The sequence below is a fragment of the Dermabacter sp. HFH0086 genome (genome assembly GCF_000413375.1).
GTDB classification, from domain to species: Bacteria; Actinomycetota; Actinomycetes; order Actinomycetales; family Dermabacteraceae; genus Dermabacter; species Dermabacter hominis.
Genome location: NZ_KE340308.1, coordinates 1068134 through 1092935, shown reverse-complemented (window position 1 = coordinate 1092935; position 24802 = coordinate 1068134). Strand labels below are relative to the sequence as shown.

General features: G+C 64.0%; 23 protein-coding genes. 13 read left to right on the top strand and 10 right to left on the bottom strand.

The window, feature by feature from the left end:
* Positions 1-71 precede the first annotated feature (71 nt).
* Genes HMPREF1484_RS04710 through HMPREF1484_RS04700 form a run of 3 tightly spaced genes read right to left on the bottom strand, consistent with a single transcriptional unit; the run spans position 72 to position 2371 of the window.
* Positions 72-719: a hypothetical protein gene (locus tag HMPREF1484_RS04710; protein ID WP_016663878.1), complete on the bottom strand. Its 648-nt coding sequence runs from the start codon at positions 717-719 to the stop codon at positions 72-74.
* On the bottom strand, positions 716-1009 hold the full coding sequence (locus tag HMPREF1484_RS04705; protein WP_016663877.1) for a DUF6457 domain-containing protein: 294 nt from the start codon (positions 1007-1009) through the stop codon (positions 716-718). The genes HMPREF1484_RS04710 and HMPREF1484_RS04705 overlap by 4 nt, the downstream gene beginning before the upstream one ends.
* A gap of 39 nt (positions 1010-1048) precedes the next feature.
* Positions 1049-2371, bottom strand: coding sequence for a molybdopterin molybdotransferase MoeA (locus HMPREF1484_RS04700; RefSeq protein ID WP_016663876.1), 1323 nt, complete (start codon positions 2369-2371; stop codon positions 1049-1051).
* 146 nt (positions 2372-2517) lie between these two features.
* Here HMPREF1484_RS04700 and HMPREF1484_RS04695 point away from each other — a divergent pair, with 146 nt between their 5' ends.
* The 4 genes from HMPREF1484_RS04695 to HMPREF1484_RS04680 all read left to right on the top strand — a co-directional run bounded on the left by HMPREF1484_RS04695 (position 2518) and on the right by HMPREF1484_RS04680 (position 7123).
* Positions 2518-3828: an ABC transporter substrate-binding protein gene (locus HMPREF1484_RS04695; protein ID WP_016663875.1), complete on the top strand. Its 1311-nt coding sequence runs from the start codon at positions 2518-2520 to the stop codon at positions 3826-3828.
* Positions 3829-3907: 79 nt separating this feature from the next.
* Entirely contained in the window at positions 3908-4894 is a 987-nt protein-coding gene (locus HMPREF1484_RS04690; protein ID WP_016663874.1) for a carbohydrate ABC transporter permease, read from the top strand.
* Positions 4891-5808: a carbohydrate ABC transporter permease gene (locus tag HMPREF1484_RS04685; RefSeq protein ID WP_016663873.1), complete on the top strand. Its 918-nt coding sequence runs from the start codon at positions 4891-4893 to the stop codon at positions 5806-5808. The genes HMPREF1484_RS04690 and HMPREF1484_RS04685 overlap by 4 nt, the downstream gene beginning before the upstream one ends.
* Positions 5809-5830: 22 nt before the next feature.
* The gene (locus HMPREF1484_RS04680; RefSeq protein WP_016663872.1) at positions 5831-7123 is read left to right on the top strand and encodes a class I SAM-dependent methyltransferase; all 1293 of its coding nucleotides are present in this window, start codon (positions 5831-5833) and stop codon (positions 7121-7123) included.
* 59 nt (positions 7124-7182) lie between these two features.
* Here HMPREF1484_RS04680 and HMPREF1484_RS04675 read toward each other — a convergent pair whose 3' ends face one another.
* From HMPREF1484_RS04675 to HMPREF1484_RS04665, 3 genes are read right to left on the bottom strand one after another with little or no spacing between them, the layout of a single operon-like run.
* Positions 7183-8583: a mannitol dehydrogenase family protein gene (locus tag HMPREF1484_RS04675; protein ID WP_016663871.1), complete on the bottom strand. Its 1401-nt coding sequence runs from the start codon at positions 8581-8583 to the stop codon at positions 7183-7185.
* Entirely contained in the window at positions 8583-10019 is a 1437-nt protein-coding gene (gene uxaC, locus HMPREF1484_RS04670) for a glucuronate isomerase (protein WP_016663870.1), read from the bottom strand. The genes HMPREF1484_RS04675 and uxaC overlap by 1 nt, the downstream gene beginning before the upstream one ends.
* 2 nt (positions 10020-10021) lie before the next feature.
* On the bottom strand, positions 10022-11059 hold the full coding sequence (locus tag HMPREF1484_RS04665) for a LacI family DNA-binding transcriptional regulator (protein ID WP_016663869.1): 1038 nt from the start codon (positions 11057-11059) through the stop codon (positions 10022-10024).
* Between the two features lie 152 nt (positions 11060-11211).
* Here HMPREF1484_RS04665 and HMPREF1484_RS04660 point away from each other — a divergent pair, with 152 nt between their 5' ends.
* The 7 genes from HMPREF1484_RS04660 to HMPREF1484_RS04630 are packed head-to-tail and all read left to right on the top strand — an operon-like array spanning position 11212 to position 19731.
* Positions 11212-13725, top strand: a complete 2514-nt coding sequence (locus HMPREF1484_RS04660) for a TIM-barrel domain-containing protein (protein WP_040386459.1) — start codon at positions 11212-11214, stop codon at positions 13723-13725.
* Positions 13726-13758: 33 nt separating this feature from the next.
* A complete protein-coding gene (locus HMPREF1484_RS04655) occupies positions 13759-14784 on the top strand; it encodes a TRAP transporter substrate-binding protein (protein ID WP_016663867.1) in 1026 nt (341 codons plus the stop codon).
* Positions 14785-14789: 5 nt separating this feature from the next.
* Entirely contained in the window at positions 14790-15362 is a 573-nt protein-coding gene (locus HMPREF1484_RS04650) for a TRAP transporter small permease (RefSeq protein ID WP_016663866.1), read from the top strand.
* On the top strand, positions 15359-16660 hold the full coding sequence (locus tag HMPREF1484_RS04645; RefSeq protein WP_016663865.1) for a TRAP transporter large permease: 1302 nt from the start codon (positions 15359-15361) through the stop codon (positions 16658-16660). Before HMPREF1484_RS04650 ends, HMPREF1484_RS04645 begins: the two co-directional genes overlap by 4 nt.
* A 42-nt stretch (positions 16661-16702) precedes the next feature.
* Positions 16703-17785 carry a TRAP transporter substrate-binding protein gene (locus tag HMPREF1484_RS04640; protein ID WP_016663864.1) on the top strand — a complete coding sequence of 361 codons (1083 nt, stop codon included), beginning with the start codon at positions 16703-16705 and terminating at the stop codon, positions 17783-17785.
* Positions 17782-18417: a TRAP transporter small permease gene (locus HMPREF1484_RS04635; RefSeq protein WP_016663863.1), complete on the top strand. Its 636-nt coding sequence runs from the start codon at positions 17782-17784 to the stop codon at positions 18415-18417. The genes HMPREF1484_RS04640 and HMPREF1484_RS04635 overlap by 4 nt, the downstream gene beginning before the upstream one ends.
* A gap of 3 nt (positions 18418-18420) precedes the next feature.
* Positions 18421-19731 (top strand): TRAP transporter large permease, encoded by a 1311-nt coding sequence (locus HMPREF1484_RS04630; RefSeq protein ID WP_016663862.1) that lies wholly within the window; start codon positions 18421-18423, stop codon positions 19729-19731.
* Positions 19732-19747: 16 nt separating this feature from the next.
* Here the strand turns inward: HMPREF1484_RS04630 and larB are convergent, their stop codons facing one another.
* Genes larB through HMPREF1484_RS04615 form a run of 3 tightly spaced genes read right to left on the bottom strand, consistent with a single transcriptional unit; the run spans position 19748 to position 22664 of the window.
* Positions 19748-20467 (bottom strand): nickel pincer cofactor biosynthesis protein LarB, encoded by a 720-nt coding sequence (gene larB / locus HMPREF1484_RS04625; protein ID WP_016663861.1) that lies wholly within the window; start codon positions 20465-20467, stop codon positions 19748-19750.
* A complete protein-coding gene (gene larE, locus HMPREF1484_RS04620; RefSeq protein WP_016663860.1) occupies positions 20464-21333 on the bottom strand; it encodes an ATP-dependent sacrificial sulfur transferase LarE in 870 nt (289 codons plus the stop codon). Before larE ends, larB begins: the two co-directional genes overlap by 4 nt.
* The gene (locus tag HMPREF1484_RS04615) at positions 21330-22664 is read right to left on the bottom strand and encodes a lactate racemase domain-containing protein (protein ID WP_016663859.1); all 1335 of its coding nucleotides are present in this window, start codon (positions 22662-22664) and stop codon (positions 21330-21332) included. The genes larE and HMPREF1484_RS04615 overlap by 4 nt, the downstream gene beginning before the upstream one ends.
* Before the next feature lie 26 nt (positions 22665-22690).
* Between HMPREF1484_RS04615 and larC (HMPREF1484_RS11930) the strand changes: the two genes are divergently transcribed.
* Entirely contained in the window at positions 22691-23632 is a 942-nt protein-coding gene (larC, locus tag HMPREF1484_RS11930; RefSeq protein WP_016663858.1) for a LarC family nickel insertion protein, read from the top strand.
* Positions 23625-24083: a nickel insertion protein gene (gene larC / locus HMPREF1484_RS11240; RefSeq protein WP_016663857.1), complete on the top strand. Its 459-nt coding sequence runs from the start codon at positions 23625-23627 to the stop codon at positions 24081-24083. Before larC (HMPREF1484_RS11930) ends, larC (HMPREF1484_RS11240) begins: the two co-directional genes overlap by 8 nt.
* Here larC (HMPREF1484_RS11240) and msrA read toward each other — a convergent pair.
* Positions 24080-24760: a peptide-methionine (S)-S-oxide reductase MsrA gene (msrA, locus tag HMPREF1484_RS04600; RefSeq protein WP_016663856.1), complete on the bottom strand. Its 681-nt coding sequence runs from the start codon at positions 24758-24760 to the stop codon at positions 24080-24082. The genes larC (HMPREF1484_RS11240) and msrA overlap by 4 nt on opposite strands.
* Positions 24761-24802: the final 42 nt, after the last annotated feature.

Below are 24802 nucleotides of genomic sequence, written 5' to 3'. Positions count from 1 at the left end.
CGCTCTCCACGGGTTTTCGAGGAGGGTGAGGCCCGGCCCGTTTCGTATGCGCGCGATCGAGGGGGCCGACGCTAGAGGGCCCAGGTCAGCACCCCGAGGATGAGGAAGGCAACCGGGATCGCGAGGGGGATGATCCTCACGTGGGACTGGACAGTCGCGAAGATCGAGCTGGCGTCGGAATCCTTGTGGTGCGCGATCTGCCATGCCTCCCACGCGCTCACGAGAACACGCGAGGGTGAGCGTTCCTGATCGTTGCGCAGGCGTTCGGCGGGGCCGATGTGCTGGCGGCCCACGCGCCGGTCGCGGCCGGAGATTCGCACGTGGGCGTCGGCAGGTTTATCGCGCCCAATTCCCGGAGCGTTCCAAGCGGTAATGGTACGGGTCGTGCCACTTTCTGTACGGGCACGGATCGAGACCATGGCGCCAAGGCCGATGTGGTCGATTGCGCCGTAGGGCGCGCTGTACTCGTGAAAAACGTTGCGGATGACCACGCCACGTTGGTAGACGAGGGTCGCGGGTGAGAACAGGACGAGCCACACGAGAGAGGCGGCGAGCGCGAGCCACGGACCGAACTGGAGGACGGTGTCCCAACGGTTTTTGAGGATGGCATCGGCCAGGAGGAACGCGATGATCGCCCACGTGAGAGCGGGAATCCACAGTGCGCTCGCGGGACGCAGAGAGATGGGTTTTTCGCCTTCGGTATCGAAGTTGGGCGTCACTGGTCGCCTTCGACGGGATCGCCGATGTAAGCGCGCACGAAGCGTTTCACCTGGTCGTGAGCATCGGCCCACGTTTTCGCGCGGCCGCTACCCACGAGGTAGCCGACCGCCATTGCCGCGAAGGGCCCCGCGGGGCGCACGACGGTGTGGGCGGCAACGCCCGTAAGAGAAAGGATAAGGTCGCGGTCGTCCTCGGTGAAGGTCGGGGTGAAGCCGGAATCCTCGGCGGAGGCGTCGATAAAACGCTGAAGGGCTTCGATCATTGCCGGATCGTCGGCCTTGGGGCTCATGAGTGCATCTCCTTCACTTGGGGTCGTACCCATTATCGCCTATCGACTACCGAGGCTCCCGCCGAGCGAGAGGACGCGTGCGCGGTCGCGTTCGAGAATGAGAAGTGCGTTCGCTTCAGCGAACGGGCGAAGGCGCGGGCCCTCGCACTGGGTTGCGATCACGCGCCCGTGCTCGATCGAGAGGTGGGCGGGTTTCACGGTTGCGCCGGCCTTGAGGGGGCTATCGTTGCGGCGCACGTTCTCGAGCGGGAGGGTGATGGGTTGCGAGGGCGCGCCGAGCAGTGGCGCGACGAAGAGGTGGAACGCCGTGAAGGCGCCGACGGGGGTTCCGGGAAGGTGCACCATGGGGATCATGGCACTGCCTTCGGCATGGTCGACGGGCAGTCGCCCCACGCCTTGCGGCCCTCCGGGGCGCATCGCGAGGTGTTCGAAGATGGAACAGTTGAGGCCTGGCGTGGCGCCGAAGCCCTCGCCGAATGCCGCTTTCACAACGTCGCGCGCGCCAGAGCCGACACCACCCGTCGTCACGATGAGGTCGTGCCGCGGTGCGATGGAGCGCGCGAGTCCAATGAGTTCTGCGGGATCATCACCGACGTGATGGATGCTTGCCTCAGCGCCGAAGCGCGCGCATGCCGCCTCGAGCATCGGCCCGTTTGATTCGAGCACGGCGCCGCGCCGCGCACCCGCATCTCCTCGCAAGTCGGTCACGAGCTCGTCGCCCGTCATGATGATCGCGACCCTACGCGGCTTCGTCAGTCGCGCATGCGTCACCCCCACCGAGAGCGCGATCCCGATCAGCTCGGGGGTCACGATGTCGCCGGAGCGCGCGAGCATATCGCCCTCGGGAATTTCCTCGCCGACCTCGCGAATGTGGCGACCCGGCGCGAATGCCTTGGTGCGTTCGGCCTCGGCAATCGCGAGGGTAATGCGCGCGGGGGCGCGATCCGCCGTGGGGTCGGCATCCGTGAACTCGACCGGGATCACGACATCGAGGTCATCGGGCAGCAGGCCGCCCGTCATGATGCGCGCGGCAGTTCCCGGGCGGCGTTTTCCGACGACTGCCCTGCCAGCAGAGATGTCGCACGTGACCTCGAGTTGAGCGGAGCAAGCGTCGGCCGCTCCCTCTCCCAACCCGAGTTCGCGCGTACTCACGGCAAACCCATCCATTGCGCTCATGCGGAACTGCGGGGCGGGGATACGGGCGGTCAGGGGTTCGGCGAGCCTCCTGCCAAGCGCCCCCGCGAGCGGGGCGTCTTCGGTATGGTCGGGCGCAAGGGCGGCGAGTGCAGTCACTCGCGCGCGCCATTCGTCGAGGCTCACGTGCATATCGACATCTTTCGTGGCAGCGGGATCATTGCTCACCAACGTACACGCTCGCGAACGCGCCAGTGGTGGTTGACCGATACGTGATGCATGCCTCACGTGCCCTACAATGGGAGCACACCCGGAGTAACGTTGCCCGGGCCCGGATGCAACGCTGCTTTCGGATAAGAGTGGAAGGATCCCCAATGTTTAACCCCAGCCGTCGTTCAGTCCTCGCGGCCACCGCAGCTGGTGCTGCTGTCGCCGGTCTCGCTGCGTGTTCCAATGACAATTCGAAAGCCGGCGGCGCGAGCGGCGCCAAGGGCAATTTTGACGAGCGCGGTCCGATCACCTTCGCGACCGGTAAAGACACCTCCGGCAAGCTCAAGGAATTCCTCGAGAAGTGGAACAAGGACCACGCCGATGAAAAGGTGACGCTCGTCGAGCTTCCCGAATCGGCTGATGAGCAGCGCTCGCAGTTCATCAATAACGCACAGGCGAAGTCCGATGCCTACACCGTGCTCGGCCTCGACGTCGTGTGGACGGCCGAGTTCGCTGCCCAGCAGTGGGTGGTCGAGCTTCCCGAGGATAAGTTCAAGCTCGATAAGCTCATTCCCTCGACCGTGGATACGGCTAAGTATTTCGACAAGCTCTACGCCGTGCCCTACACGACGAACGCCGAGCTCCTCTTCTACCGCAAGGACCTCCTCCAGGCGGCTGGCTCGAACGAGCCGCCCAAGAGCTTCGAGGAGATGTACCAGATGATCGAAGCGATCCGCGGAACCGAAGAGGGCAAGGACACCCTCGGTTTCGGCTCGCAGTACTCGAAGTACGAAGGCATCACGGTGCAGCTCACGGGCCTCGCGAAGTCCGCGGGCAAAGACCTGTTCGACAAGGAAGGCAAGCCCCAGGCAAACTCCAATGAGGCGAAGGCTGGCCTCAAGGCGGTCAAGGACGGCTTCGACAAGAAGTTCATCCCCGAAGAGGCCCTCACCTACAAGGAAGAGGAAAGCCGCCAGGCCTTCCAGGACGGTCGCCTTGCCTTCCTCCAGAACTGGCCGTACGTGTGGGATCTCGCGAATGCTGAAGATGGCTCGTCGAAGATCAACGGCAAGTTCGACGTCTGCCCAGTCCCGGGGATCGGCAGCGCAGAGGGCTCAGCGGCACTCGGTGGTTTGAACTACGCGATTTCGGCGTTCGGCAAGAATATGGGCACCGCAATCGACTTCATCGCCTTCATGGTCGAGGAAGCTCAGCAGAAGGAATGGACTCTCGCGACCTCGCAGGCTCCGGCCAACGCCGCGGTGTACGAGGATGCCGACGTTCTCGAGAAATACCCGTTCTTCACGACGCTCAAGGAAGCGATTGACAAGGGCACGTCGCGCCCGCAAGCCGTCAAGTACGGCGATGTCACGCAGGCGATCCAAGAGGCCACCTACAGCGTCCTCTCGGGCGAGAAGGAGGTCGACGCTTCGCTCGACGAACTCCAGAAGACCCTCGAGGAACTTCAGGCCTAAACGCTATGAATCGGGCCCGCGGCGCTCATCACAGTGCCGCGGGCCCGATCCGCTTTCAACCCTTTGAAGGGAACGCTGCATGTCTCGCTCCGACATCTCGAAAGGCGAAGGTCGCCTCGCCTATCTACTCCTCTTGCCCACGCTTGTCCTTCTGGCGGTCGTCGTGGGCTTCCCTCTCGTGCTCTCCGTGTGGCAGTCCTTCTTCGTCGCCAACGGTGGGATTGACCCCGAGACGGGCTTCATTCAACAGGGCGATACCTTCGTGGGCTTCAAGAACTACATGGACGCCTTCACGTCAGTCGGCGCGGGCGCCGGGTTCTGGAATGCCTTTTGGAACACCACGCTCTTCACGATTATTGGCGTCAGCATCGAGACCGTTCTCGGCGTTGCCATGGCCCTCATCATGGCCCGTGCGATGCGTGCCACGGGCCTCATCCGCGCGTCGATTCTTGTCCCGTGGGCCATTCCGACGGTTGTCTCGGCCCTCATGTGGCAGCTCATTTTTGACGCGAACGGCATTGCGAACAAGCTGATCCAGCACCAGGTGCTGTGGACCACCGAGGGGTGGCAAGCGAAGGCCGCGGTGCTCATCGCTGATATTTGGAAGACCGCCCCGTACATTGGTCTGTTGACCCTCGCGGGGCTCCAGACTATCGACGAGCAGATTTACGAGGCGGCGAAGGTCGATGGCGCGAATCGCTGGCAAACCTTCTGGCGCATTACGCTTCCCATGATCCGCCCCGTGCTCGTCGTGGCCGTTTTGTTCCGCATGCTCGACGCCATGCGCATGTTCGATCTGCCGTACGTGATGCTCGGCCGGCTTAAGTCTGGCCAGACCCTCTCGATGCTTGCGCAAGATGCCGCAACCAAGACCAACTACGGCATGGCATCCTCGTATTCGATTGTGCTGTTCTGCTACATCTGCCTCGTAGCCTTCGTCTTCATCAAGGTGCTTGGGGCCGATGTACTCGGGGACAGCGCCAAGAAGAAACCGAAGAAGAACAAGAAGCGGCCGAGCCTGGTTGCCAGTAAAAACACCACCGTGACCGAGGGGAGCATGCCGTGAGCACCGCCGCCACCCACACTGCATCCGAAAACGAGACGCCGCGCACGCCCGTCACGCCCAAGAAGCACAAGGGCAACACTGGCGCCAAGATTATCGTCGGTCTCGGTGTCGCGTTCATCCTCGTGTACTGCCTCGCGCCGTTCTACTGGATGCTCGTGAGCTCCTTGCGACTCCCGAGCATGGGCCGCTCGACCGATCTGATCCCGAATCCGATCTCGATCGAGAACTACAAGGCCGTATTCGATCCCTCCAACAACTTCGCACGAGCACTTCTCAACTCGCTTGTTGTCGCGGGCGGCACCACCCTCCTCGTGCTGTTGCTCGGGACGGCGGGCGCATACGCGCTTGCGCGCCTCGACTTCTGGGGCAAAGTCCTCGTGATGTTCGCGATCGTCGCGACGTCGATGTTCCCCGTGATCACGCTCGTTGTTCCCCTCTTGAAGCTGTTTAGTGGCGGTTACGATTGGGCGCCGATCAACTGGATCAACACCTACCAGGCGATGATCCTGCCAACGATTAGTTTCGCGCTCCCCCTTGCCGTGTGGAACCTCAACGCGTTCTTCCGTCAGCTTCCCGTGGAGCTCGAACAGGCGGCGATGGTCGATGGCACCACCCGTATCGGCGCGTTCGTGAGGGTCATCCTCCCGCTCGCGACACCGGGCATCTTCACGACGGCGATCATCACCTTCATCGCCGCGTGGAACGAGTTTCTCATCGCTCTCACGATGGTCAACGACCCCGCGATGCAGACCGCGAACGTCGCAATCTCGAAGTTCACGGGCATTTCGCAGTTCGACACTCCCTACGGCACGAAGATGGCGGCGGGCGTGATCGTGACGGTTCCTCTCATCATCATGGTGCTCGTGTTCCAGCGCCGCATCGTTGGTGGTTTGAGCGCGGGCTCGCTCAAGTAGCCCGTCGCGTAGCCTTGAGGGCATGAGTTCTTACGGTCTTTCGCAGCTCCTCACGCCCGAGGGCATGGCCCTCCTCGACTCGCTTCCCGAGTATTCCGAGGAGGGCTCTCTTGCGCTCTCGCAGCGATTGCGCGGCGAAGGCCACTCCCCCGAACTCATCGCGGCGGCCCTCACCCAGTCACGTCTTCGCGCGAAGGCCCGCGACAAGTTTGGCGATTTCGCCTCGAGCATGCTGTTCACTGCGCACGGGCTGGAGCAGGCCACGCGCCTCGAGGTGGCGGCTCATCACGCGGCGCGGTTTCGCGACGCGGGCGTGCAGAGCGTGGCGGATCTTGGCTGCGGGCTTGGTGGGGACACGATCGCAAAGGCGGCCCTCGGCCTCGAAGTTCTGGGCGTGGACTGCGATGAGGAAACGGCGGCACTCGCAACGGTGAACGTGCGACCCTTTCCGAATGCGCGCATCACGCTTGGTCGGGCCGAGGACGTCGATTTTTCACACCTCGACGGCGCGTGGTTCGACCCCGCACGCCGCGAGAGCCGCCGCGGCCGCACGGCGCGCATTCACGACCCCGAGGAGGCCACGCCGCCGCTCTCCTTCGTTCGCGCGGTAGCCGATGAGGTTGGCGCAGTGGGGGCAAAGCTCGCCCCCGCGATCGATCACGAGCACCTCGTGCCGGGCACGGAGACGCAGTGGGTCAGTTGGCGCGGCCAGGTTCTCGAGGCGTGCATGTACTTCGGCCCGCTCGCCAGGCGCGTCGGCGAGGGTGCGCTCGCGGTGCCGAGCGAGGCAACCGTCGGACCCGTCGGGGCCCTCGCTGAGGGCGCCGTGATCGCGCGCTCAGCCCTCGTGCTCGGTTCCGACGGTCGCCCGGCCCAACTCGTGCCCGATTCGAACGATGAGGCCGAGCTGCGCAACCCTCCCGTGGGCTCGAATGGGGCGTACCTGTGGGAGCCCGATGGCGCGGTGATTCGCGCGGGCCTTCTGGGGACGCTCGCGCGAAAGATTGGCGCACACACGATTGACGACTCGATCGCCTACCTGAGCAGCGATGATGCCTCGCGAGCGGCTCTCGATTCGCCTCTCGCGCGGGCGTTTCGCGTGCGCGAGGTCATGCCGTTCACGACCAAGAAGATCGCGGCCAGGCTGCGCGAGCTCGAGGTGGGCACGCTCGAGGTGAAAAAGCGCGGCATGGATATCGATCCGGCAAGGTTCAGGAGCGAGCTCAAGCTTGATCGGCGCGCACCGCGCGCGGCGACGCTCATCGCCACGCGGGCCGGTGGCAGCCGCGTCGCGATCATCGCCGAACCTTGCTAGCCGCCTTCTCTGCTCCCTTTCTCCACCCTCATCGCGAGCGCGCCACCGGCCGGGAAGCTTTAGGCCGCCTCGATCACGCGCTCCACAAACTCCGAGTAGTTCATGAGCTCTGGCTCGAGAAGCTCAAGGAGGGCGCGCTCCACGCCCCCGTCGCCGGTCTTCGCCCTGGCCTCATCGATCGCGCTCTGTTGCGCATCGGGTGAGGCAACACCATCGCGCTGGCGGCGAATCCATCCGGCGATCGCGGGCACGGCACCAGTGGCGCCGCGCCCCGCCTCGAGTTCCTTGAGAGCAATCGGCAGGATGCGGATGCGGAGCTTCGCGAGCGAATCGTTGCCAATTTGCGACAGCAGATGCTTGATGTGGGGATTCTCGAAGCGCTCGAGAAGAGCCTCACGGTAGGCATTCGCCTCCACAAAGTCGGGGAGGTAGCGCGAGGCCTCATCCCACAGCGCCTCGACCTCTGCTCGCACCTCTCGATCACCAATCGCTTCGGCGACGGTCTCGTAGCCGCGATTCACGGCGGCGTTCGCGAGCAGAGTGTGCGCACCGTTGAGAAGCCACAGCTTGCGGTTTTCGTATGGCTCGAGATCATCTGTGAAGATCGCCCCGGCCTTCTCCCAGGCGGGACGGTCGCCCACGAACTCGCCCTCGATAATCCACGAGGCAAAAGGCTCGGTGACGACCGGAGAGGCGTCCTCGAGGCCCGTGAGCTCCTGCGCCGTTGCCCGATCGGCGTCTGTCGCCTTCGGGGTGATCCGGTCGATCGAGGTGGAGGTCACCGACACGTTGTCCTTGATCCACGTCGCGGCCTCGGCGCCAAGGCACGCCGCGTATTCATTGATCACGCCGCGCGTGAGCGGGCCGTTGCCGGGGAGGTTGTCGCACGGCACGATCGTGATCGCGCCGGCTCCCGAGCGGCGGCGCGCGTCGAGGCCGAGCACGAGACGCGCGAGGGCGGTCTCGAGCTGGGGCAGGCGGGCGTCGGACTCCCCTTCGCCGGCCGTGCCCGCGGCATACTCCTCAAGCGCTTTCAGATCTGCCGCGACCGCGTCGTTGGCGCGGTCGAGCGCACCCTTCGCGTCGGTGCCGTACCCGGCCTCGGTGACGGTGAGGGTCACGAGCGAGACGTCGGGCGAGCGTAGGTCTGCGCACAAACCTTCGAGGTCGTTCGCCGCGTGCGCCTCGGAAATGACCGACATGACCTGCGCATCATCGCCTTCGGCCCCGCGCACGATGAGCGTGTACAGGCAGTCCTGGGCCGAGAGTTCCTCTGCGGCGCGGGGGCTACGGCCCGTGTAGGCGGAGAATCCCCATTCGCCGTCGTCATCCACCTCGCTCGTGTACCACGCCTGATGGGCGCGGAAGAACGCTCCGAGGCCCAAGTGGACAATACGCACGGGGCGCGGCTCGAGGCCGCCCTTGGCAGTGAGATCGGCGTCGCGGCTGAGAACAGTCATCACTTCTCTCCCTTCGAAAGCATCGATTCGAGTTTGAAGACTCGCGCGGGCTGGTCAACTGTGAGCTCGCGGATGATCCGTAGCGCGCTCGACTTGGGAAGGCGCCCCTCCATGACGTAGCGCGCGAGGAACGCCGCGTCGCAGCGGCGCGCCATGTCGTGGCGCGTAGGAATGGAGAGGAACGCGCGCGTATCGTCGATGAAACCGGAACCCCGCGTGAATCCCGCGGTTTCGGTGATCGCCGAACGGAAGCGAATGATCGCGTCGGGCGCATCGATGAACCACCAGGGGGCGCCGATGAACACGCTCGGATAAAAGCCTGCGAGCGGGGCAACTTCGCGTGAATACATCGTTTCGTCGATACCGAAAAGCACGAGGTGGAAGCCCTCCTCAAGCCCCACCTTTTCGAGAAGCGGGCGAATGTTGCGCGTGTATTCGATCTGCTCGGGAATGTCGTGGCCGGTGTCGGGACCGAACCGCTCGAACGTCGCCGTCGAATGGTTGCGGAACACGCTTGGGTGCAGCGTCATGACGAGGCCGTCTTCGACACTCATCTGGGCGCAGCGCACGAGCATCGCGCCCGTAAAGTCGCGCTTCTCGGCCTCGCTCGCCGTCCCATCGACCGCTTTCACGAGGAGCGCCTCGAGTGCGTCGTCGTCGAGGTCGATCGTGTACGGGGTCGGCACTCCGTGGTCGGCGGAGATCGCGCCGGCCTTGATGAAGCGTTCGCGCGAGGCCTTGAGGGCGCGCAGGTAGTCCGTAAGCGAGCGCGGGTCGCCGCCCACGCTGTCCGCGAGCGCGGTCGCGGCCTCGGTGAAGCCGGGTTTGTTCGGGTCGAGGAAGCGGTCGGGGCGCCATGTGGGAACGACGCGGCCGTAGAGCTCGCCGGCCTCGTGCAGGCGCGTGAGTTCGGCGTGGGCCTCGAGGTCGTCGAGCGGGTCGTCGGTCGTCGCGAGGAAGGCGATCTTGAACCGCGCGAAAAGGGCACGCGGGCGGAACTCTTCGGTCGCGAGTTTCTCGGCGATCTGGTCGTAGAGCCGATCGGCGCTTTGCGCGCTAGGTTCCTCGTCGATGCCGAAGAGCGACACGAATTCATCCGTGAGCCAGTAGCCGCTCGCGGTTCCCTCGAGGACGTGCCAGTTCGCGCAGAGAATACGCCAGGCCTCGCGCGGATCGACAGGATCGGCGGTGCCCACGCCTACATCGCGGAGGTTGACGCCGTTCGCGTGGAGCATACGGAACACGTAGTGGTCGAAGGTGAGGAACAGGGTGGTGGGGTCCGCGAACGGCTCGTTGTCGAGAAGGAGGCGCGGGTCCACGTGTCCGTGCGGGGAAAGGATTGGGAGGTCCTTCACCTCGGCATAGATTTCGCGTGCGAGGGCGCGCGTTTCGGGGTCGGCGGGAAAGAGTCGGTCGGGGTTGAGGTCGAGCGTCACTGTCACTTTCTCCCTTTCGGTTGGGGTGCGGGGCCGACGGAGCCTCGCATGAGTAGCTGCGTGGGGTACCTATCGGTTCCACGATCGCGCTCGCCGCTGAGCGCGGCGTGAACGTGGCGGATGGCTGCGGCGCCCATGTCTTCGAGCGGTGCGGCGATTGTGGTGAGCGGCGGACAGGTGAAGTCGGAGCCGAAAATGTCGTCGATGCCGGCGATCGAAAAGTCCTCGGGAATGCGAAGATCAGCGTCTCGTGCGGCGGTGAGCAGGCCAATCGCCATGATGTCGTTGTAGGCGATCACGGCGCTCGCACCCGTATCCCGCACCGCGTCGAGAGCGCGCTGCCCCGCTTCGCGGGTGGGGCGGTTCGGGCCGATCGTGAGGGCCTCGATCTGCTCGTCGCGGGCAGCGGCTTCGATGACCGCCCAGCGCTTCGCGTTCGTCCACGAGCTCTCGGGGCCTCCGAGGTAGCAAAGGCGGTCGTGCCCCTCTGCGGCGAGGATTCGCACGAGTTCTCGCAGGGCTGGCTCGTGATCCGCAAGGACTGAAAAGGCCGACGGCGACTCGCGATTGATCGTGACCACGGGATTGAGAGCCGCGATTGTCGCAATCGCGTCGTCGTCCAAACGGGAGCTGGCGAGAACGAAACCGTCAACCGAAGGCGCGAGGGAGCGGGCACGCGAGGCTTCCTTCACGTGGTCCTCGCGAAACTCGGACGTGACGAGTACGTAGCCGTCCTTTTCTGCCTCGCGTTCGGCGCCGCGAACAATCTCGAATGACACGGGGTTCGTGATGTCGGCAACGAGCAGTGCGATGGTTCCAGTGCGGCCCGTGGGAAGGGCACGAGCGGCGGGGTTTGCGCGGTAGCCGAGCGTTGCTGCTGCCTCCTTGACGCGCTCTTCGGTGGCTTTGCTGACGCGGCCGGGTTTGTGAAGGGCACGCGAAGCGGTAGAGGCGCTCACTCCCACGTGCTTCGCGATGTCGTAGATCGTGACGCGACGCGCGGGTGTGCGGCGCGGTGGTGCGGGGTGTTCGTTCGGCATTTTGAGCTCTCGACGACGTCGTTGTCCTGTGCAGTCACGTCGAGACTACCCCCGAGGCCAGCGCGACGGCAACCGGTTGCACAACGCCGCGATATGTGCAACCCTGATCGAGTCAGGAATCAACGATGCCGCCGCGACTAGGGATCCCGAAGATGCGATACGCCACCACGCTCCTTTCCAGCACACAGGAAGGAGCCACCGTCACCCTCCACACGGATGCCGCCCCCATTCGTCTGCTTGCCGTCACACCCGAGATTCTTCGCATCCGCGCGGGCTTTACCGATGACGGCGCATTCCGCGAGGCGTCCTACAGCCTCGTCACCACGGCCTGGCACGATGAACTCGACGACTACATGGGCGCCAAACGCACCCGACTCGCACCCTCCCCCCTCACCCTCGATAACGACCCCGATTCTCCCACCGTGACCGTGCGAGGGGAGCGCTTAAGGATCGAGATCGACCGGGAGCCCTTCCGCCTCCGGGTTTACGATTCCGACGGCACCCTCCTCCACGCCGATCTCATCGATCGCGGGTACCGACTGGACCGCAATCAGCGGCGCATCCACACGAGCGAAATTGCCGCGGGCGACCACTTCTACGGATTCGGCGAAAAAACCGGCGAGTTCAACAAGGCGAAGTCGTTCATGACGATGCGCGCCCAGGACTGCCTCGGCTACGACGCTGAGAGGGCCGATTCCCTCTATAAGCACATCCCGTTCTACATCAAGGCGAACGAGGTGAGCGGGGCAGCCGTCGGATACTTCTACCACAACACGTTCGCGTGCGATTTTGACATGGGCCGCTCCCACTCGAACTATTGGCCCGCCCATTCGACCTACCGCACCGACGGCGGAGATATTGATCTGTTCCTCATTGCCGGCCCGAGCGTCCGCGAGGTCGTGACTCGCTACACGCTCCTCACGGGAACCTCGGCGATGCTTCCCGCCGCCGCGCTCGGCTACCTCGGCAGCTCGATGTACTACCCCGAGCTGCCGAAGGATGCAGACGACGCAATCCTCAACTTCTACGATCACGCACGGCGTGAAAACATCCCGATGGACGGCTTCCAGCTCTCCTCGGGCTTTTGCCAGCAGGAAACCGACGAGGGCCTCAAGCGCTGCGTACTCACGTGGAACACGGAACGCTTCAAGGACCCGGCCGCGTTTTTCGCCGAGTCGAAGCGGCGCGGCATTGTCGTCTCCCCAAACGTCAAGCCCGGCGTGCTGAACGTCCACCCGCGCATGCCCGAGCTGATCGAGGACGGCGTGTTCGTGCGCGCCTCCGAGTCGGATGAGCCGGCACCCGCGCGCTGGTGGGGCGGCCCCGGCCACCTCGTTGACTTCACGAACCCCAAGGCCCGCGAGCGCTGGGAAAAAGACCTCACCGAAAACATGCTCGACTTCGGCACGGCGTCAATTTGGAACGATAACTGCGAGTATGACTCGATCGTTGACGAGGATGCCCGCTGCGATTTTGACGGCTACGGTGCTCCCCTCGCCGAGGCGCGCTCGATCATGGCAAACATTATGTGCTCGCTGACCGCCGACGCGATCGGAAAAGCACACCCGAACGCGCGCCCCTTCATCGTGTGCCGCGCGGGCTACGCGGGAATCCAGCGATTCGCGCAAACGTGGTCGGGCGATAACCACACGTGCTGGGAAACCCTCAAGGGCAACATCGCGACAATGCTCGGCATGAGCTTGTCGGGCGTTGCTAACCAGGGCGGCGATATCGGTGGCTTCCACGGCCCCGCGCCCGAGGGGGAACTGTTCGTGCGGTGGGTTCAAAACGGTATCTTCCAGCCGCGCTTCTCGATCCACTCCGTCAACAGCGACAACACGGTGACAGAGCCGTGGATGTACCCGAGCCTCACTCCTCTCGTGCGAGAGGCGATCCAACTGCGCTACCGCCTGTTCCCGTACCTGTACTCGCTCATGGAGCGCGCGCACCGCACGGGACTTCCAATCGCGGAACCGCTCGTGAGTGCCTTCCAGCACGATCCCGCGGTGTGGGACGAGAGCGTGAACTACATGCTCGGCGATTCGCTGTTCATCGCGAACGTCGTCGACAAGGGCGCCGACTCGAAAACCGTCACGTTCCCCGCGAACGAAACGTTCTACGACCTTGCCACCCGCGAACGCTACGAAGGTGGGCGCAGCTACGACATCCCCGTCACGCTCGCCTCGATCCCCACGTTCGTGCGTGAAGGTGGCATCGTCCCGCTCGCAAGCGAGGACCACATGAGCGTGTCGACCGAAACGGTCGACGCCCTCACACTCGTCACCGCGCCGGGACGCGACGGCCAGTTCACGCTCTATGAAGACGACGGCGTGAGCATGGACTACACGCGCGGGCGTTATTCTTCGACAACAGTGACCATGACCGCCGGTGACCGAGCCGTCTATACCTTCACCCACGAAGGAGACCTCGACACCCGCATCACGACGCTCGAACTCCAGGCCATTTCCCACGGCCAGGCACCCTTCTGGGTGAGCATCGACGGCGAGCAGATCCCGCACGCCCTGCACCCGAGCGACTTCGACTCGCAGGCCACCGTGTGGCTCTACGATCTCGAAACGTCCACCGTCCGCATTAAAACCCCATGGGATTCGAGCGAACACACGATCGTGGTCTCGTTCGAACAATTCGACATGATCGGCATGTAAATCCCCTCCCCTCGACCGTTGCAAGGAGGCAACATGACTCGTCGCATGACACGACGATCGGCGCTCGGCCTCGGGGCCGCCGCGCTGTCCGCCGCTGCGCTCGCCGGATGCTCATCCGGAAAGTTCACGAAGGACGGCAAGGTCAAACTGCGCATGGCCCACACGCTGGGCGACAAACACCCCACCTCGAAGGCCCTCGAAATTTTCGTCGACGAGGTCAATAAACGCTCGAACGGAGACATCGGCATCGAGGTGTTCGGCAACGGCGTACTCGGAAGCGAGACCGAGTCGATCGAACAGCTGAGCCGCGGTGTCGTCGACATCGTGCGCTGCGCGGCACCGTCGATCGCCCCGTACTCCTCCGGCTACAACGCCTTTGGCTTGCCGTTCCTCTTCGACGACGAGGAGCACTACTATCGCGCGATGGATTCGGGTGACATGCGCACCTTCTTCGATTCGAGCACGGAGGACGGCTTTCGCACGCTCACCTACTACACCTCGGGTGCGCGGTCGTTTTACACGGTCGACAAGGCGATCGAAACGCCAGACGACCTGCGCGGCTTCAAGATCCGCGTGCAGAACTTCCGTTCCCAAACCGAACTCATCAGCAAGCTCGGCGGCACACCGCTCATCCTGCCGTTCGGCGAAATCTACACGGGCCTCCAAACGGGTCTCGTGGACGGCGCCGAATCGAATGAGACCGCCCTGACCGACTCCGCGCACGGCGAGGTCGCGAAGGTCTTTACCTACACCGAGCACACCATGATTCCCGACGTCCTCTCGTTCAGTGAGGCAACGTGGAAGCTCCTCGATGCCGATCACCAAAAAGTCCTCAGCGAAGCGGCGGTTGCCTCCACCGAGCAGCACAAGACCATTTGGAGTGAGGCGATCACCACGGCCATCACGGATGCTGAAGCCATGGGAGTCACATTTGTGAAGGACGTGGACCGCGAGCCGTTCCGCGAGCTTACCTCGGGCATCGTTCCCGAGTTTGTTGACAAGTACGACGGCGTGAGCACCGTGCTCGACGCCATTGAGCACGCACGCAAGGGGGCGTAAAGGCCATGTACGACACCATGCTCAAGCTCAAGAAGGGCATCACTCTCGCCCTGTTCGTGATCGCCGGCGTTCTACTCGCTGCCATGGCGCTCCTCGTGATCATCCAGGTGTTCACGCGCTACGTTCTTTCGGATCCTGCCGATTGGACCGAGGAACTCGTCACCGTTTCGCTCATGTGGGCCTGCTTCTTGTGCGGCGCATACGCGTTCGTCAACCGCAAGCACATGGCTCTCGTATTCTTCCGCGACCGCCTCCCCGAGGCTGGAAAGCGCATCGTCATGATCCTCGTCGACGCACTCGCGCTCGCCTTTGCGGCGATCGTGATCGTGTGGGGCGGTACGCAGCTCACGCTCGTCTCCCTGGATGCGCCATCCGCGATCCTCCAGATCCCTCGTGGCCTCTCCTATGGCGCGGCCCCCGTCGGCGGCGTCTTCATGGTGCTCGCTCAGATCATCAACCTTTGGGAGGACGTCACGGGCGAAACCCTGCCCGACACCGACCTTGGCGCCGACGACGAGACGCTCGTGGCCGAAGCCGCCGCAGATATCCCCACCGAGACTAAGGAGGCCCGCGCATGAGCACCATGACGGTCACCCTGCTCCTGTTTGGCACCTTCTTCCTCCTGCTCGCGGTTGGCGTGCCCATCGCCATTGGCATTTCCGTTGCCGCGTTCGCGAGCATCCTCATGATTCTGCCGCCCGACCAGGCCATCTTCGTCGTCATGCAGAAGATGAACACGGGCCTCGAGTCGTTCACGCTGCTCGCAATCCCACTGTTCATTCTTGCGGGCAACATCATGAACAACGGCGGTATCGCCAAGCGCCTCATCGCGCTCGCCGAACTCGTCACGGGCCGTGTTCCCGGCTCGCTCGTGCACACGAACATCGTGGGCAACATGCTGTTCGGCGCCCTTTCCGGTTCGGCGGTCGCCGCGGCAGCCGCAATCGGCGGCACCATGAGCAAGCAGCAGCGCGAGCGTGGCTACGACCCCGCGTTCACCGCAGCAGCGAATATCGCGTCGGCCCCCTCGGGCCTGCTCATTCCTCCGACCACGGCCTTCATCGTGTACTCGATGATCGCGGGCGGTACCTCCATCGCGGCGCTGTTCATGGCCGGTGCGGTGCCGGGCATCCTCATGGGCCTGACCGTGATCGCGGTTGCGCTCGTGTATGCGATCCGCAAAAAGTACCCGACCTCGGGACACGTGAGCGCCGCGCAGGCCGGTAAGACCATCCTCGAAGCCATTCCGGCGCTTCTGCTCATCGTCATCGTCGTCGGTGGCATCGTCGCGGGCATCTTCACCGCGACCGAAGGTGCGGGCATCGCCGTCGCGTACTGCCTCATCCTTTCGCTCCTGTACCGCAGCCTCACGTGGAGCGATATCAAGGCGATCATGGCCCGCACGATCGGCACGACCGGCGTGATCCTCCTGCTGATCGCCGCGAGCTCGGCGATGAGTTGGGTCATGGCCTACACGGGCATGCCGCAAGCGATTAGCGAGCTTCTCCTCGGTGTTTCCGACAACCCGATCGTGATCCTCCTGCTGATCAACATCGTCCTCATCGTCGTTGGCACGTTCATGGACATCACGCCCGCGATCTTGATCTTCACGCCGATCTTCCTCCCCATCGCGGAAGGCATCGGCATGGACCCGGTCCACTTCGGCGTGGTGCTCGTGTTCAACATGTGCATCGGCACGATGACCCCGCCCGTCGGCTCGGTGCTCTTCATCGGCACGAGCCTCGCGGGCACGACGATCGAGAAGGTCATCCCGAGGCTCCTGCCGTACCTCGCAGCACTATTCCTCATGCTGCTCGTCGTCACGTTCGTGCCCACGCTATCCCTGTGGCTCCCGGGCGCGATGGGGCTTCTATAGCTGTTAGCCAACGAGCAGCGTGTGAAATCAAAGGAGATTTATATGGCTTCAATGCACCCTTTTACAGGGGTGGATGGACGTCACCGTCGCCCCTCCCTCGCCGTTTCTCGGCGGTCTGTTCTCGGCTTTGCAGCAGCAGCCGGCGCAGCCAGCATGCTTGCGGCGTGCGGAGGGGCGGAAGGTAGCGTGAGCACAGATCACGTTCTTTCCATATCCCTCAATCAAACGGAAACGCACCCGAGCTACATCGCGCTCACGAAATTCAGTGAACTTCTTGAAGAAGCCACGAATGGCCGTTGGGGCGCGCGAGTGTATGCGAACGAGAGCCTCGGTGCCCAGCAGGAAGTCGTTCAGCTCGTGGCCGATGGCGCCGTGGATATGGCCGCCATTTCAAGCCCTCAGATGGAAAACCTGTCTCTTCGTTTCCGCCCACTCAACCTGCCCGGCGTCTTTACCGATAGCGACCATCAGGCGGCTGTTCTCAAGGACGAGTCGATCGTGGGCGAGCTCTTCGAGTCACTTGTGGAGTCAAAGAACATCCGTGTCCTTGGCGGTTTTACACAGGGATCACGTCACCTGTACACGAATACTCCCGTCGCTTCCCCTGACGACCTCAAAGGCAAGAAGATCCGCGTACAGGAGTCCGATGTTTTCATCGCGCTCATGCGTGCAATGGGGGCCTCCCCCACGCCGATGGCCTACGGCGAGGTGTATACCGCCCTCCAGGCAGGCGTGCTCGATGGCGCGGAAAACAATGAGATTAGCTACGTGACGCAGCGCCACTATGAGGTCGCGAAGCACTTCACGCTCACGAACCACCTCGTGGGTCTCGACTACATCGTCGCCGGCGAAAACACGCTCACGAAGATGAGTGTTCAGGATCGCGAAGCATTCCTGAGCTGCTTCACCAAAGCGCAAGACTATTTCGTTGAGCTCTGGAACACCGAGACCGAAAAGGCCATCGACACGATGAAAGAAGCCGGCTCGACAATCCACGAGATCGATCCCTCGGCGTTCGGCCCGGCAATCGACTCGGTGGCCGAACAGTTCCTCTCGAACTCCGAGGATGAAGAGCTCTATACGAAAATCCGCGAACACCAATCAGCGAAGGGAGCGTCGAAGTGAGTACCGCAAGCGCCCCTACCCGAACCAATGCTCCTACATCCTCAGTTCGCCGCTGCATCATCGAGGTTCTCAAGTGGATCAGCATCGCCATCTTCGCGGTGCTCGTCCTCGTGGTGTTGTGGCAGGTGATCGCACGCCAACTCCTCGGCCAGCCCTCGACTTGGTCAACAACCGTCGCGCAGTACATGCTCGTGTGGCTCACGTTGTTCTCGATGGCGTTCGTGTTTGCGGAGCGCGGGCACGTGGCCGTCGATATCGTGTCTCGCCTTGCACCGCCCGCCGTGCAAAAGATTCTCGCGGTTCTGGTGGAGGTCGCGATCGCACTCTTCGCCGGACTCGGCCTCGTGTGGGGCGGCATCCGCGGCGTAGGGCTGACGTGGACCCAGACGATCCCAGGATTGCCGGTCACGATCGGCCACATGTACCTCGCGCTTCCCATGTGCGGCGTGATCGTCGTTGTCGTAGCCATCATGGACCTCATTGACGCGTCAAAGCACGGTGTGCTCGCATCGCTCGAGCCCCAGGCTTCCGACGGCATCCCCGCCCCTGCGATTCCTCGTCAGAGCGCAGATGCGGGCCCCCATTCAGCGCACCGAAGCGTCGGTGGCTCGATCGACACGACGGAGGTGTGAGCCGTGGATCCCGCAATGCTCGCCGGTTCGATTCTCGTTCTTGGCATCGCTTTTCTCATTCTCATCGGCGCTCCTATCGCCGTCGCTATCGGATTGCCGTCGGTGATTGCGCTGATCGCTGTGCTCGATGCCGACTCCGCTGTGTTCGTTGCGGCGCAGCGAATGTTTACGGGTTCGAGTTCGTTCACGTTGCTCGCAATCCCGTTCTTCGTTCTCGCCGGCAACCTTATGAATAGTGGCGGCATTGCCACGCGCCTGATCGATGCGGCAAAAGTTCTCGTGGGCCGTTTGCCGGGCTCCCTCGCACACACGAATGTGGTCGCGAATGCGCTTTTCGGTTCGGTTTCGGGGGCCGCCGTGGCGTCGGCAGCTGCCGTTGGTACGACGATGAATCCTCGTCAGCGCCGCGAAGGGTATGACCCGGCTTTCGCTGCGGCCGTCAATGTGGCCTCTGCACCGTCGGGCATGCTCATCCCGCCGTCGAACACTCTGATCGTGTACTCCCTCGTGTCCTCGACATCAGTCGCCGCGCTATTTGTTGCGGGCTACGGCCCCGGGATCGTGTGGGTGCTCGCGTGCGTCGCAGTCATTCTTCTTGCCGCGCGGCGACGCACCGAATTGCGCGGCGCCCAAGAACGCGTTCCTTTTGCGGTGGCCTGTATGACGCTTGTGAGGGCCCTGCCGGCGATTCTGATGATCGTGATTGTCGTGGGCGGTTTGCTTGCCGGCATTTTCACGGCAACAGAGTCTGCGGTGATCGCGGTCGCTTACTGTTTCGTGCTCGGCCTCATTTACCGGGAGCTACACCTCAAAGACCTGCCGGGAATCCTTGCGGCCTCGGCCCGCACGACAGCAGTGGTCATGTTGCTCGTTTCGGTTTCCTCTGCGCTCGGCTGGGCGCTCAGCTACGCGACGATCCCCGAGACGGTCGCGCACGCACTGCTATCCCTAGCCGATTCGAAGATTGTCATCTTGCTCATCATGATGACAGTTCTGCTTATCGTCGGTACTTTCATGGATCCTACTCCCGCGATCCTGATCTTCACGCCGATCTTCCTGCCTATCGCTGAAAAGCTTGGCGTGGATCCGATCCACTTCGGTCTCATGATCACGTACAACCTGTGCATCGGCACGATCACGCCGCCCGTAGGCAATGTGCTGTTCGTGGGTTCGAAAGTGGGTGGGGTGCGCGTAGAACCCGTCATCAAGGCGCTCGTGCCGTTCTTTATCGCGCTCATGATCGGGCTTTTGCTCGTCATGTTCATCCCGCAGATCACGTTGTTCCTGCCGGGCGTGTTCGGAGTTCTCACCTAGCGAGTGCGCGCACTCACTACTCGGTATCGCGGGGCGCCCACCGTGCAATTTGCGCGGCGAGGTGCCCCGCGCCGTATCCGTTGTCGATGTTGACGACCCCGATGCCGGGCGCACACGCTGAAAGCATCGTGAGGGCTGCGCTGATGCCTCCTGCGGCAACGCCGTAGCCCACGGACGTGGGCAGCGCGACGACGGGGCACGCGACCTGGCCGGCGATCACGGTGGGAAGTGCTCCGTCCATGCCCGCAACGGCGATGATGCACGCCGATTCACGCAGCTCAGGCAAGCGTTCAAGGAGCCGGTGTAGGCCCGCGATCCCAATATCGGGAATGAGCCGCGTGGGCCGGCCCAGGTAGCGTGCGGTCAGCTCCGCCTCGCGCGCGACGGGGAGGTCACTCGTGCCGGCGCATGCGATGGTCACGAGCCCGCCGGTGGGGGTCGGTTCCGACGCCGGCCACGCCCCTATCGACGCTTCTTCGTCAAAGAAGAAGCCCGGCAATTCTTCGCCGAGTTCGGCGGCTTTATCGGTGTCGAGGCGGGTGAACAGGGTGGCAAGCGTGGGCGCCGTACCCGTGTCGCGTGCACGCTGCCGGATCGCGCGGGCAATGCGCACGAGCTGATCGGTGCTTTTCGCGTCGCACAGAATCGCCTCGGGTGCGCCGCGCCGGCTAGCGCGGTCAAAATCGAGGTTAGCGATGCTGGCGAGGGAGGCGTCGGCCCCCTTGTGCGCGCTCATAGCGTTCCCTTCGCGTTCATGATGCTGAGGGTAAACGCGCCCGACTGGAGACCGTCGAGGTCGAGACTCACGTAGGCGAATCCTGCTGCTTTACCGGCGGCGACCAGGGCGGCCCGCACCTCCGGTTCCACGGCGCGGGCGAGCTCGTTTCGCGGCAATTCGAGGCGGGCGACGCGGCCGTGGTGGCGCGCGCGGCAATCGCTGAAGCCGAGGTCGAAAACGGCATCCTCGAGGTCCTCGACCTGGCGGAGTTTTGCGGGTGTGACCTCCTCGCCGTGCGGGATACGCGAGGCGAGGCACGGCGCGGCTGGTTTCTCAGCAACGGGGACGCCGAGGGCACGCGCAATTTCTCGCACGTCGCTTTTGGTGAGGCCGGCGCTCGCGAGGGGCCTGAGCACCGCATGGTTCGTTGCGGCGCTGGCGCCTGGACGGTCGGGCCGTTTAGCGTCGTCGGCGTTTTCGCCGTAGGCCACGGCGTCGAGGCGAAGCTCATCAAGGAGCTCGCTATCGATCCGCGTGAACAGTTCGTCCTTGCAGAAGAAGCACCGGTCCACGCCGTTCGCCACGTACTCGGGGCGCTCTCCCTCGTGCGTCTCTATCTCGTGAACGCGCACGCCGATCGTTTTTGCGACCTCGTGCGCGATCCGGCGCTCGCGCCGCGCAAGCGAGGGCGAGACGCCGAGGAGTGCCACGACTCGATCGGGCCCGAGGGCGCGCAGTGCGAGCGCGGCGAGGGTCGCGGAGTCGACTCCCCCGGAATAGGCGATACCGACGCGCTCATGCTGGGCGAGCTCGCCCATGGCAGCGTCGGCCCGCGCGGCGAGGTCTCCGGTCAGCTGAGGCACGCTTGTGAGCGGTGTGCTCACAGCGGCTGCCGTTCGCTCGCGAGGCGGTGCAGAACTTCACCCGCGTGGTCCACGACGAGGGTGTCGGGATCATTACGCAGCGCCTCAAGGTCGAGAGAGGCGGGATCCACGTACTCAACGTTGTATTCCGCGCACACGTCGGGAGAAATCTGCGTGGCAAACGCGCGGCGCACGCGGTTCTTCTCCTCGCCGGTCTCGGGGTCGTACGTGCCAAGGCCCGTGACGTGCGTCGAGTGGGCGAGTTCGCCCCACGGGTGGTTCTTGAAGCGGTCCCACTGCTTCGTGAAGTACTCGATGTTGTGGTAGCCGATGTCGCGAAGGCCCGGATGCATGGCGGCAACCTCGGTGATGTGCGGGGCGTAGATGATGACCTGGCCACCGTCGGCACACACCGGCTCGAGCTTGTAGAAGCCCTTCGCGCCCGTCCAGATGTCCTCGTACATCTCCGGCATGATCGCGACGATCCGCTTGTAGGGCGCCTCAACGTAGCGGATGTGCGTGTGAGCCGAAATCTGCGCGCACGCGGCCCAGGCGCTCTCGGGGCTGCCGAAGCTCATCGCGTGGAGGTCACTGCTCGCCGAGCGCACGACCATCGCGAGGCAGTATTTGGTCGTCTCGATGCGTGCACTTGCCGCGTCGATGAGCTCTCGCACGGGCGTGATGCCAAGCGCACCGATGATGCGGCTCGCCGTGATGAGCGCCCCCACCCAGTGCGAGATGTCGATGACGTCGTGCACGGAGCAGCCGGGGAAGAAGTACTTATTGCCGCCAGAGAATCCCACGACTTCGTGGGGGAACACGGGGCCGACGATAAGGTTGACGTCCGCTTCGACGACGTGGCGATTGATGTTCACGCGCATGGGAACATCCGTGAGAAGCCCGCCCGTGAGCTCGGCGATCGTGTCGGCACCGATCTCACCGAGGTCGGCGATCTCCTCGTCGTTGTCCCATTCGTGGTTGCGGATCTCGAACGCGGGGTACGCGTCTTTAAGCTTTCCAGGCTCGGCGCCGAGCATCCGCTCGATGCTCTCTTCGCTCATCGCGGCGTGCGTGCCGAGCGCAATGAGCACCGTGATGTGCGAAGCGCGGTTCGTGAGCGCGTTGTGAACGGCGGGCATCACGCGAGGAAGCGGCACGGAGCGGGTGCCGTCGGGAATGATCACGCACACGCGCTTGCCATCGAGATCGGCTGTCGCGAGTTGCTCGGCGACAAATCTCGAAATCTGCTCGTCGGTGAGCGTCTCGTCGGGGCCGCCGATGCGAGCGGCGGCGCTCACCAAAGATGCGGGAATGGGCTTCACGTGATCAACTCGTTCGCTCATATTGCCCATTATCGCGCGGATTACAATCGGTTGCCATGGGACATAGCGACGACCTCCACATTGATTCCCCCTCCGGCTCGATCGCATGGATCGACGCAACCGCAGGCATCGCGGGCGACATGCTGCTTGGAGCCCTCATCGATGCGGGAGCGGACCTCGAGCGCGTCCAATCCGTGCTCGATGCCCTCATCCCCGGCTCCGTAAAGCTCACGAAACGAACCGTTGACCGCTGCGGGCAGCGAAGCCTCAAAGTAGACGTCGAACTGCTCGTCGAAAACCCGCCGCACCGCACGTGGACCTCGATCCGCGACATGCTCGAGAGTGCACGAGGGGCAGTCCACGAACGCACGATCGACCTCGGTCTGCGCGTCTTTGGCATGCTCGCCAAAGCGGAGGGCCGCGCTCACGGCATCGATCCCGAGGATGTCCACTTCCACGAGGTCGGCGCACTCGATTCGATCGCCGACGTCATCGGCGCATGCGAGGCGTGGCGCCAACTCGGGATCGGTGAGGCAACGGGCAGCACGATCGCCGTCGGCTCGGGCCGCATCCGCGCCGCTCACGGTGATATTCCGGTGCCGGTTCCCGCAACGGCTTACCTCGCCGAGGGGTGGCCGACGGTCGCCGGCGACCTTTTGCCTCCCCGCCCGCACGGTCACGACCACGGCCATGCCCACTCGCACCCTCATGCGCACGATCACGAGCACGGTCACCAGCACGATCACGAACACCCGCTGCCCGAGCACGCCGCGGGCGGCCCACACGCGGCGGCCGCGCCCCCGTCAGGCGTCGCCCCAGGCATCGGCGAACTCGCAACCCCCACGGGCGTTGCCCTCATGCGCGGCCTCGCGACGAGCTACGGCCCCATGCCGGGCATGGTGACGCGCGCCGTCGGCATCGGCGCCGGCACAAAAGACACGCCGGGACGCCCCAACGTCGTGCGCATCTTTCTCGGGGAAAGCTATCCGCATGCGTGACGCCCACGAGACGCCCACGCGAGTCATCCAGCTCGAAGCCAACGTCGACGACGCCGATCCCCGCCTGTGGCCCGGCATCATCGACTCGATGCTCGAGGCCGGCGCGCTCGACTGCTGGCTCACGCCCATCATCATGAAGCACGGCCGCCCCGCCGTGACCGTTCACGCGCTCGCCCGCGAGGGTGAGGAGATTCGCCTCGCCGACCTCCTCCTCGACCTCACCGGCTCACTCGGCGTGCGGTACGCCCCGCTCGACCGGCGCATTCGTACGCGCAGGTTTGAGAAAGTCGAGATTGAGGGCGTGGAGGTGGCCGTCAAGGTGTCGGTGCGGTCCGACGGTTCCGTGGCCACCGTCGGACCTGAATTTCGTGATGTGCAGACCCTCGCCCGCCAACTTGGCGTCACCGAGCGTGAAGCGTTGCGGCGCGCCCGGGAGGCCATCGACTCTTAAACGGCGCCCTCGAGGGAACACGCGACGCCGTTAAAGCCGTGATTGCAGTAGCCGGCTGGGTTTTTCGCGAGGTACTGCTGGTGCTCGGGCTCGGCGTAGTAGTAGGTGCCGGCACCCGCCTCGCTCAGCGGCGCTACCACGGTGGAGATGGTGCCGCGATCGGCGGCGGTGAGTGCTTCCTGGTACGCATCGAGGGAGGAGCGAACGATGCGCTCTTGCGCCGGATCAGTCCAGAAGATTGCGCTTCGGTACTGCGTTCCGATGTCGTTGCCCTGGCGGTTTTCGGTCGTCGGGTCGTGCTGCTGCCAGAACTCGGTGAGCACACGCAGGAGCGCATGCTCATCCTCGTAGATCACCTTCACGGCTTCGGCGTGACCGGTCTTTGCCGAACACACCTCTTCGTAGGTGGGGTGGGGCGTGTATCCACCGGCATACACGGCCGCGGTCGTCCACACGCCCGGGATCTGCCACATGATGCGTTCGATACCCCAGAAGCAGCCACCGGCGAGGAGCAGTTCGCCAGATCCTTCCGGCGCCCCCTCACCAAGCATGTCGGTGCCGAGTACGAGGTGGTCACGCGAGAGCGGAAAGGGGTAGTCATCGCGACCTGCGAGCGCGTCCTCGGGTTTCACCATGATCTTTTTGTGCGCGTTCATGATCTCGAGAAATGGAATCATGGGATGAACCTACGCGCCGGGGCTGGAGGGGTCGTGTGCGAA

What these genes read in the sequence shown, in the direction of transcription:
- HMPREF1484_RS04705 (WP_016663877.1), bottom strand. Translation starts at nt 1,009, where the DNA reads ATGAGCCCCAAGGCCGACGATCCGGCAATGATCGAAGCCCTTCAGCGT.
- HMPREF1484_RS04695 (WP_016663875.1), top strand. Translation starts at nt 2,518, where the DNA reads ATGTTTAACCCCAGCCGTCGTTCAGTCCTCGCGGCCACCGCAGCTGGT.
- HMPREF1484_RS04690 (WP_016663874.1), top strand. Translation starts at nt 3,908, where the DNA reads ATGTCTCGCTCCGACATCTCGAAAGGCGAAGGTCGCCTCGCCTATCTA.
- HMPREF1484_RS04680 (WP_016663872.1), top strand. Translation starts at nt 5,831, where the DNA reads ATGAGTTCTTACGGTCTTTCGCAGCTCCTCACGCCCGAGGGCATGGCC.
- HMPREF1484_RS04675 (WP_016663871.1), bottom strand. Translation starts at nt 8,583, where the DNA reads ATGACTGTTCTCAGCCGCGACGCCGATCTCACTGCCAAGGGCGGCCTC.
- HMPREF1484_RS04665 (WP_016663869.1), bottom strand. Translation starts at nt 11,059, where the DNA reads ATGCCGAACGAACACCCCGCACCACCGCGCCGCACACCCGCGCGTCGC.
- HMPREF1484_RS04660 (WP_040386459.1), top strand. Translation starts at nt 11,212, where the DNA reads ATGCGATACGCCACCACGCTCCTTTCCAGCACACAGGAAGGAGCCACC.
- HMPREF1484_RS04655 (WP_016663867.1), top strand. Translation starts at nt 13,759, where the DNA reads ATGACTCGTCGCATGACACGACGATCGGCGCTCGGCCTCGGGGCCGCC.
- HMPREF1484_RS04650 (WP_016663866.1), top strand. Translation starts at nt 14,790, where the DNA reads ATGTACGACACCATGCTCAAGCTCAAGAAGGGCATCACTCTCGCCCTG.
- HMPREF1484_RS04645 (WP_016663865.1), top strand. Translation starts at nt 15,359, where the DNA reads ATGAGCACCATGACGGTCACCCTGCTCCTGTTTGGCACCTTCTTCCTC.
- HMPREF1484_RS04640 (WP_016663864.1), top strand. Translation starts at nt 16,703, where the DNA reads ATGGCTTCAATGCACCCTTTTACAGGGGTGGATGGACGTCACCGTCGC.
- larB (WP_016663861.1), bottom strand. Translation starts at nt 20,467, where the DNA reads ATGAGCGCGCACAAGGGGGCCGACGCCTCCCTCGCCAGCATCGCTAAC.
- HMPREF1484_RS04615 (WP_016663859.1), bottom strand. Translation starts at nt 22,664, where the DNA reads ATGGGCAATATGAGCGAACGAGTTGATCACGTGAAGCCCATTCCCGCA.
- larC (WP_016663858.1), top strand. Translation starts at nt 22,691, where the DNA reads ATGGGACATAGCGACGACCTCCACATTGATTCCCCCTCCGGCTCGATC.
- larC (WP_016663857.1), top strand. Translation starts at nt 23,625, where the DNA reads ATGCGTGACGCCCACGAGACGCCCACGCGAGTCATCCAGCTCGAAGCC.
- msrA (WP_016663856.1), bottom strand. Translation starts at nt 24,760, where the DNA reads ATGATTCCATTTCTCGAGATCATGAACGCGCACAAAAAGATCATGGTG.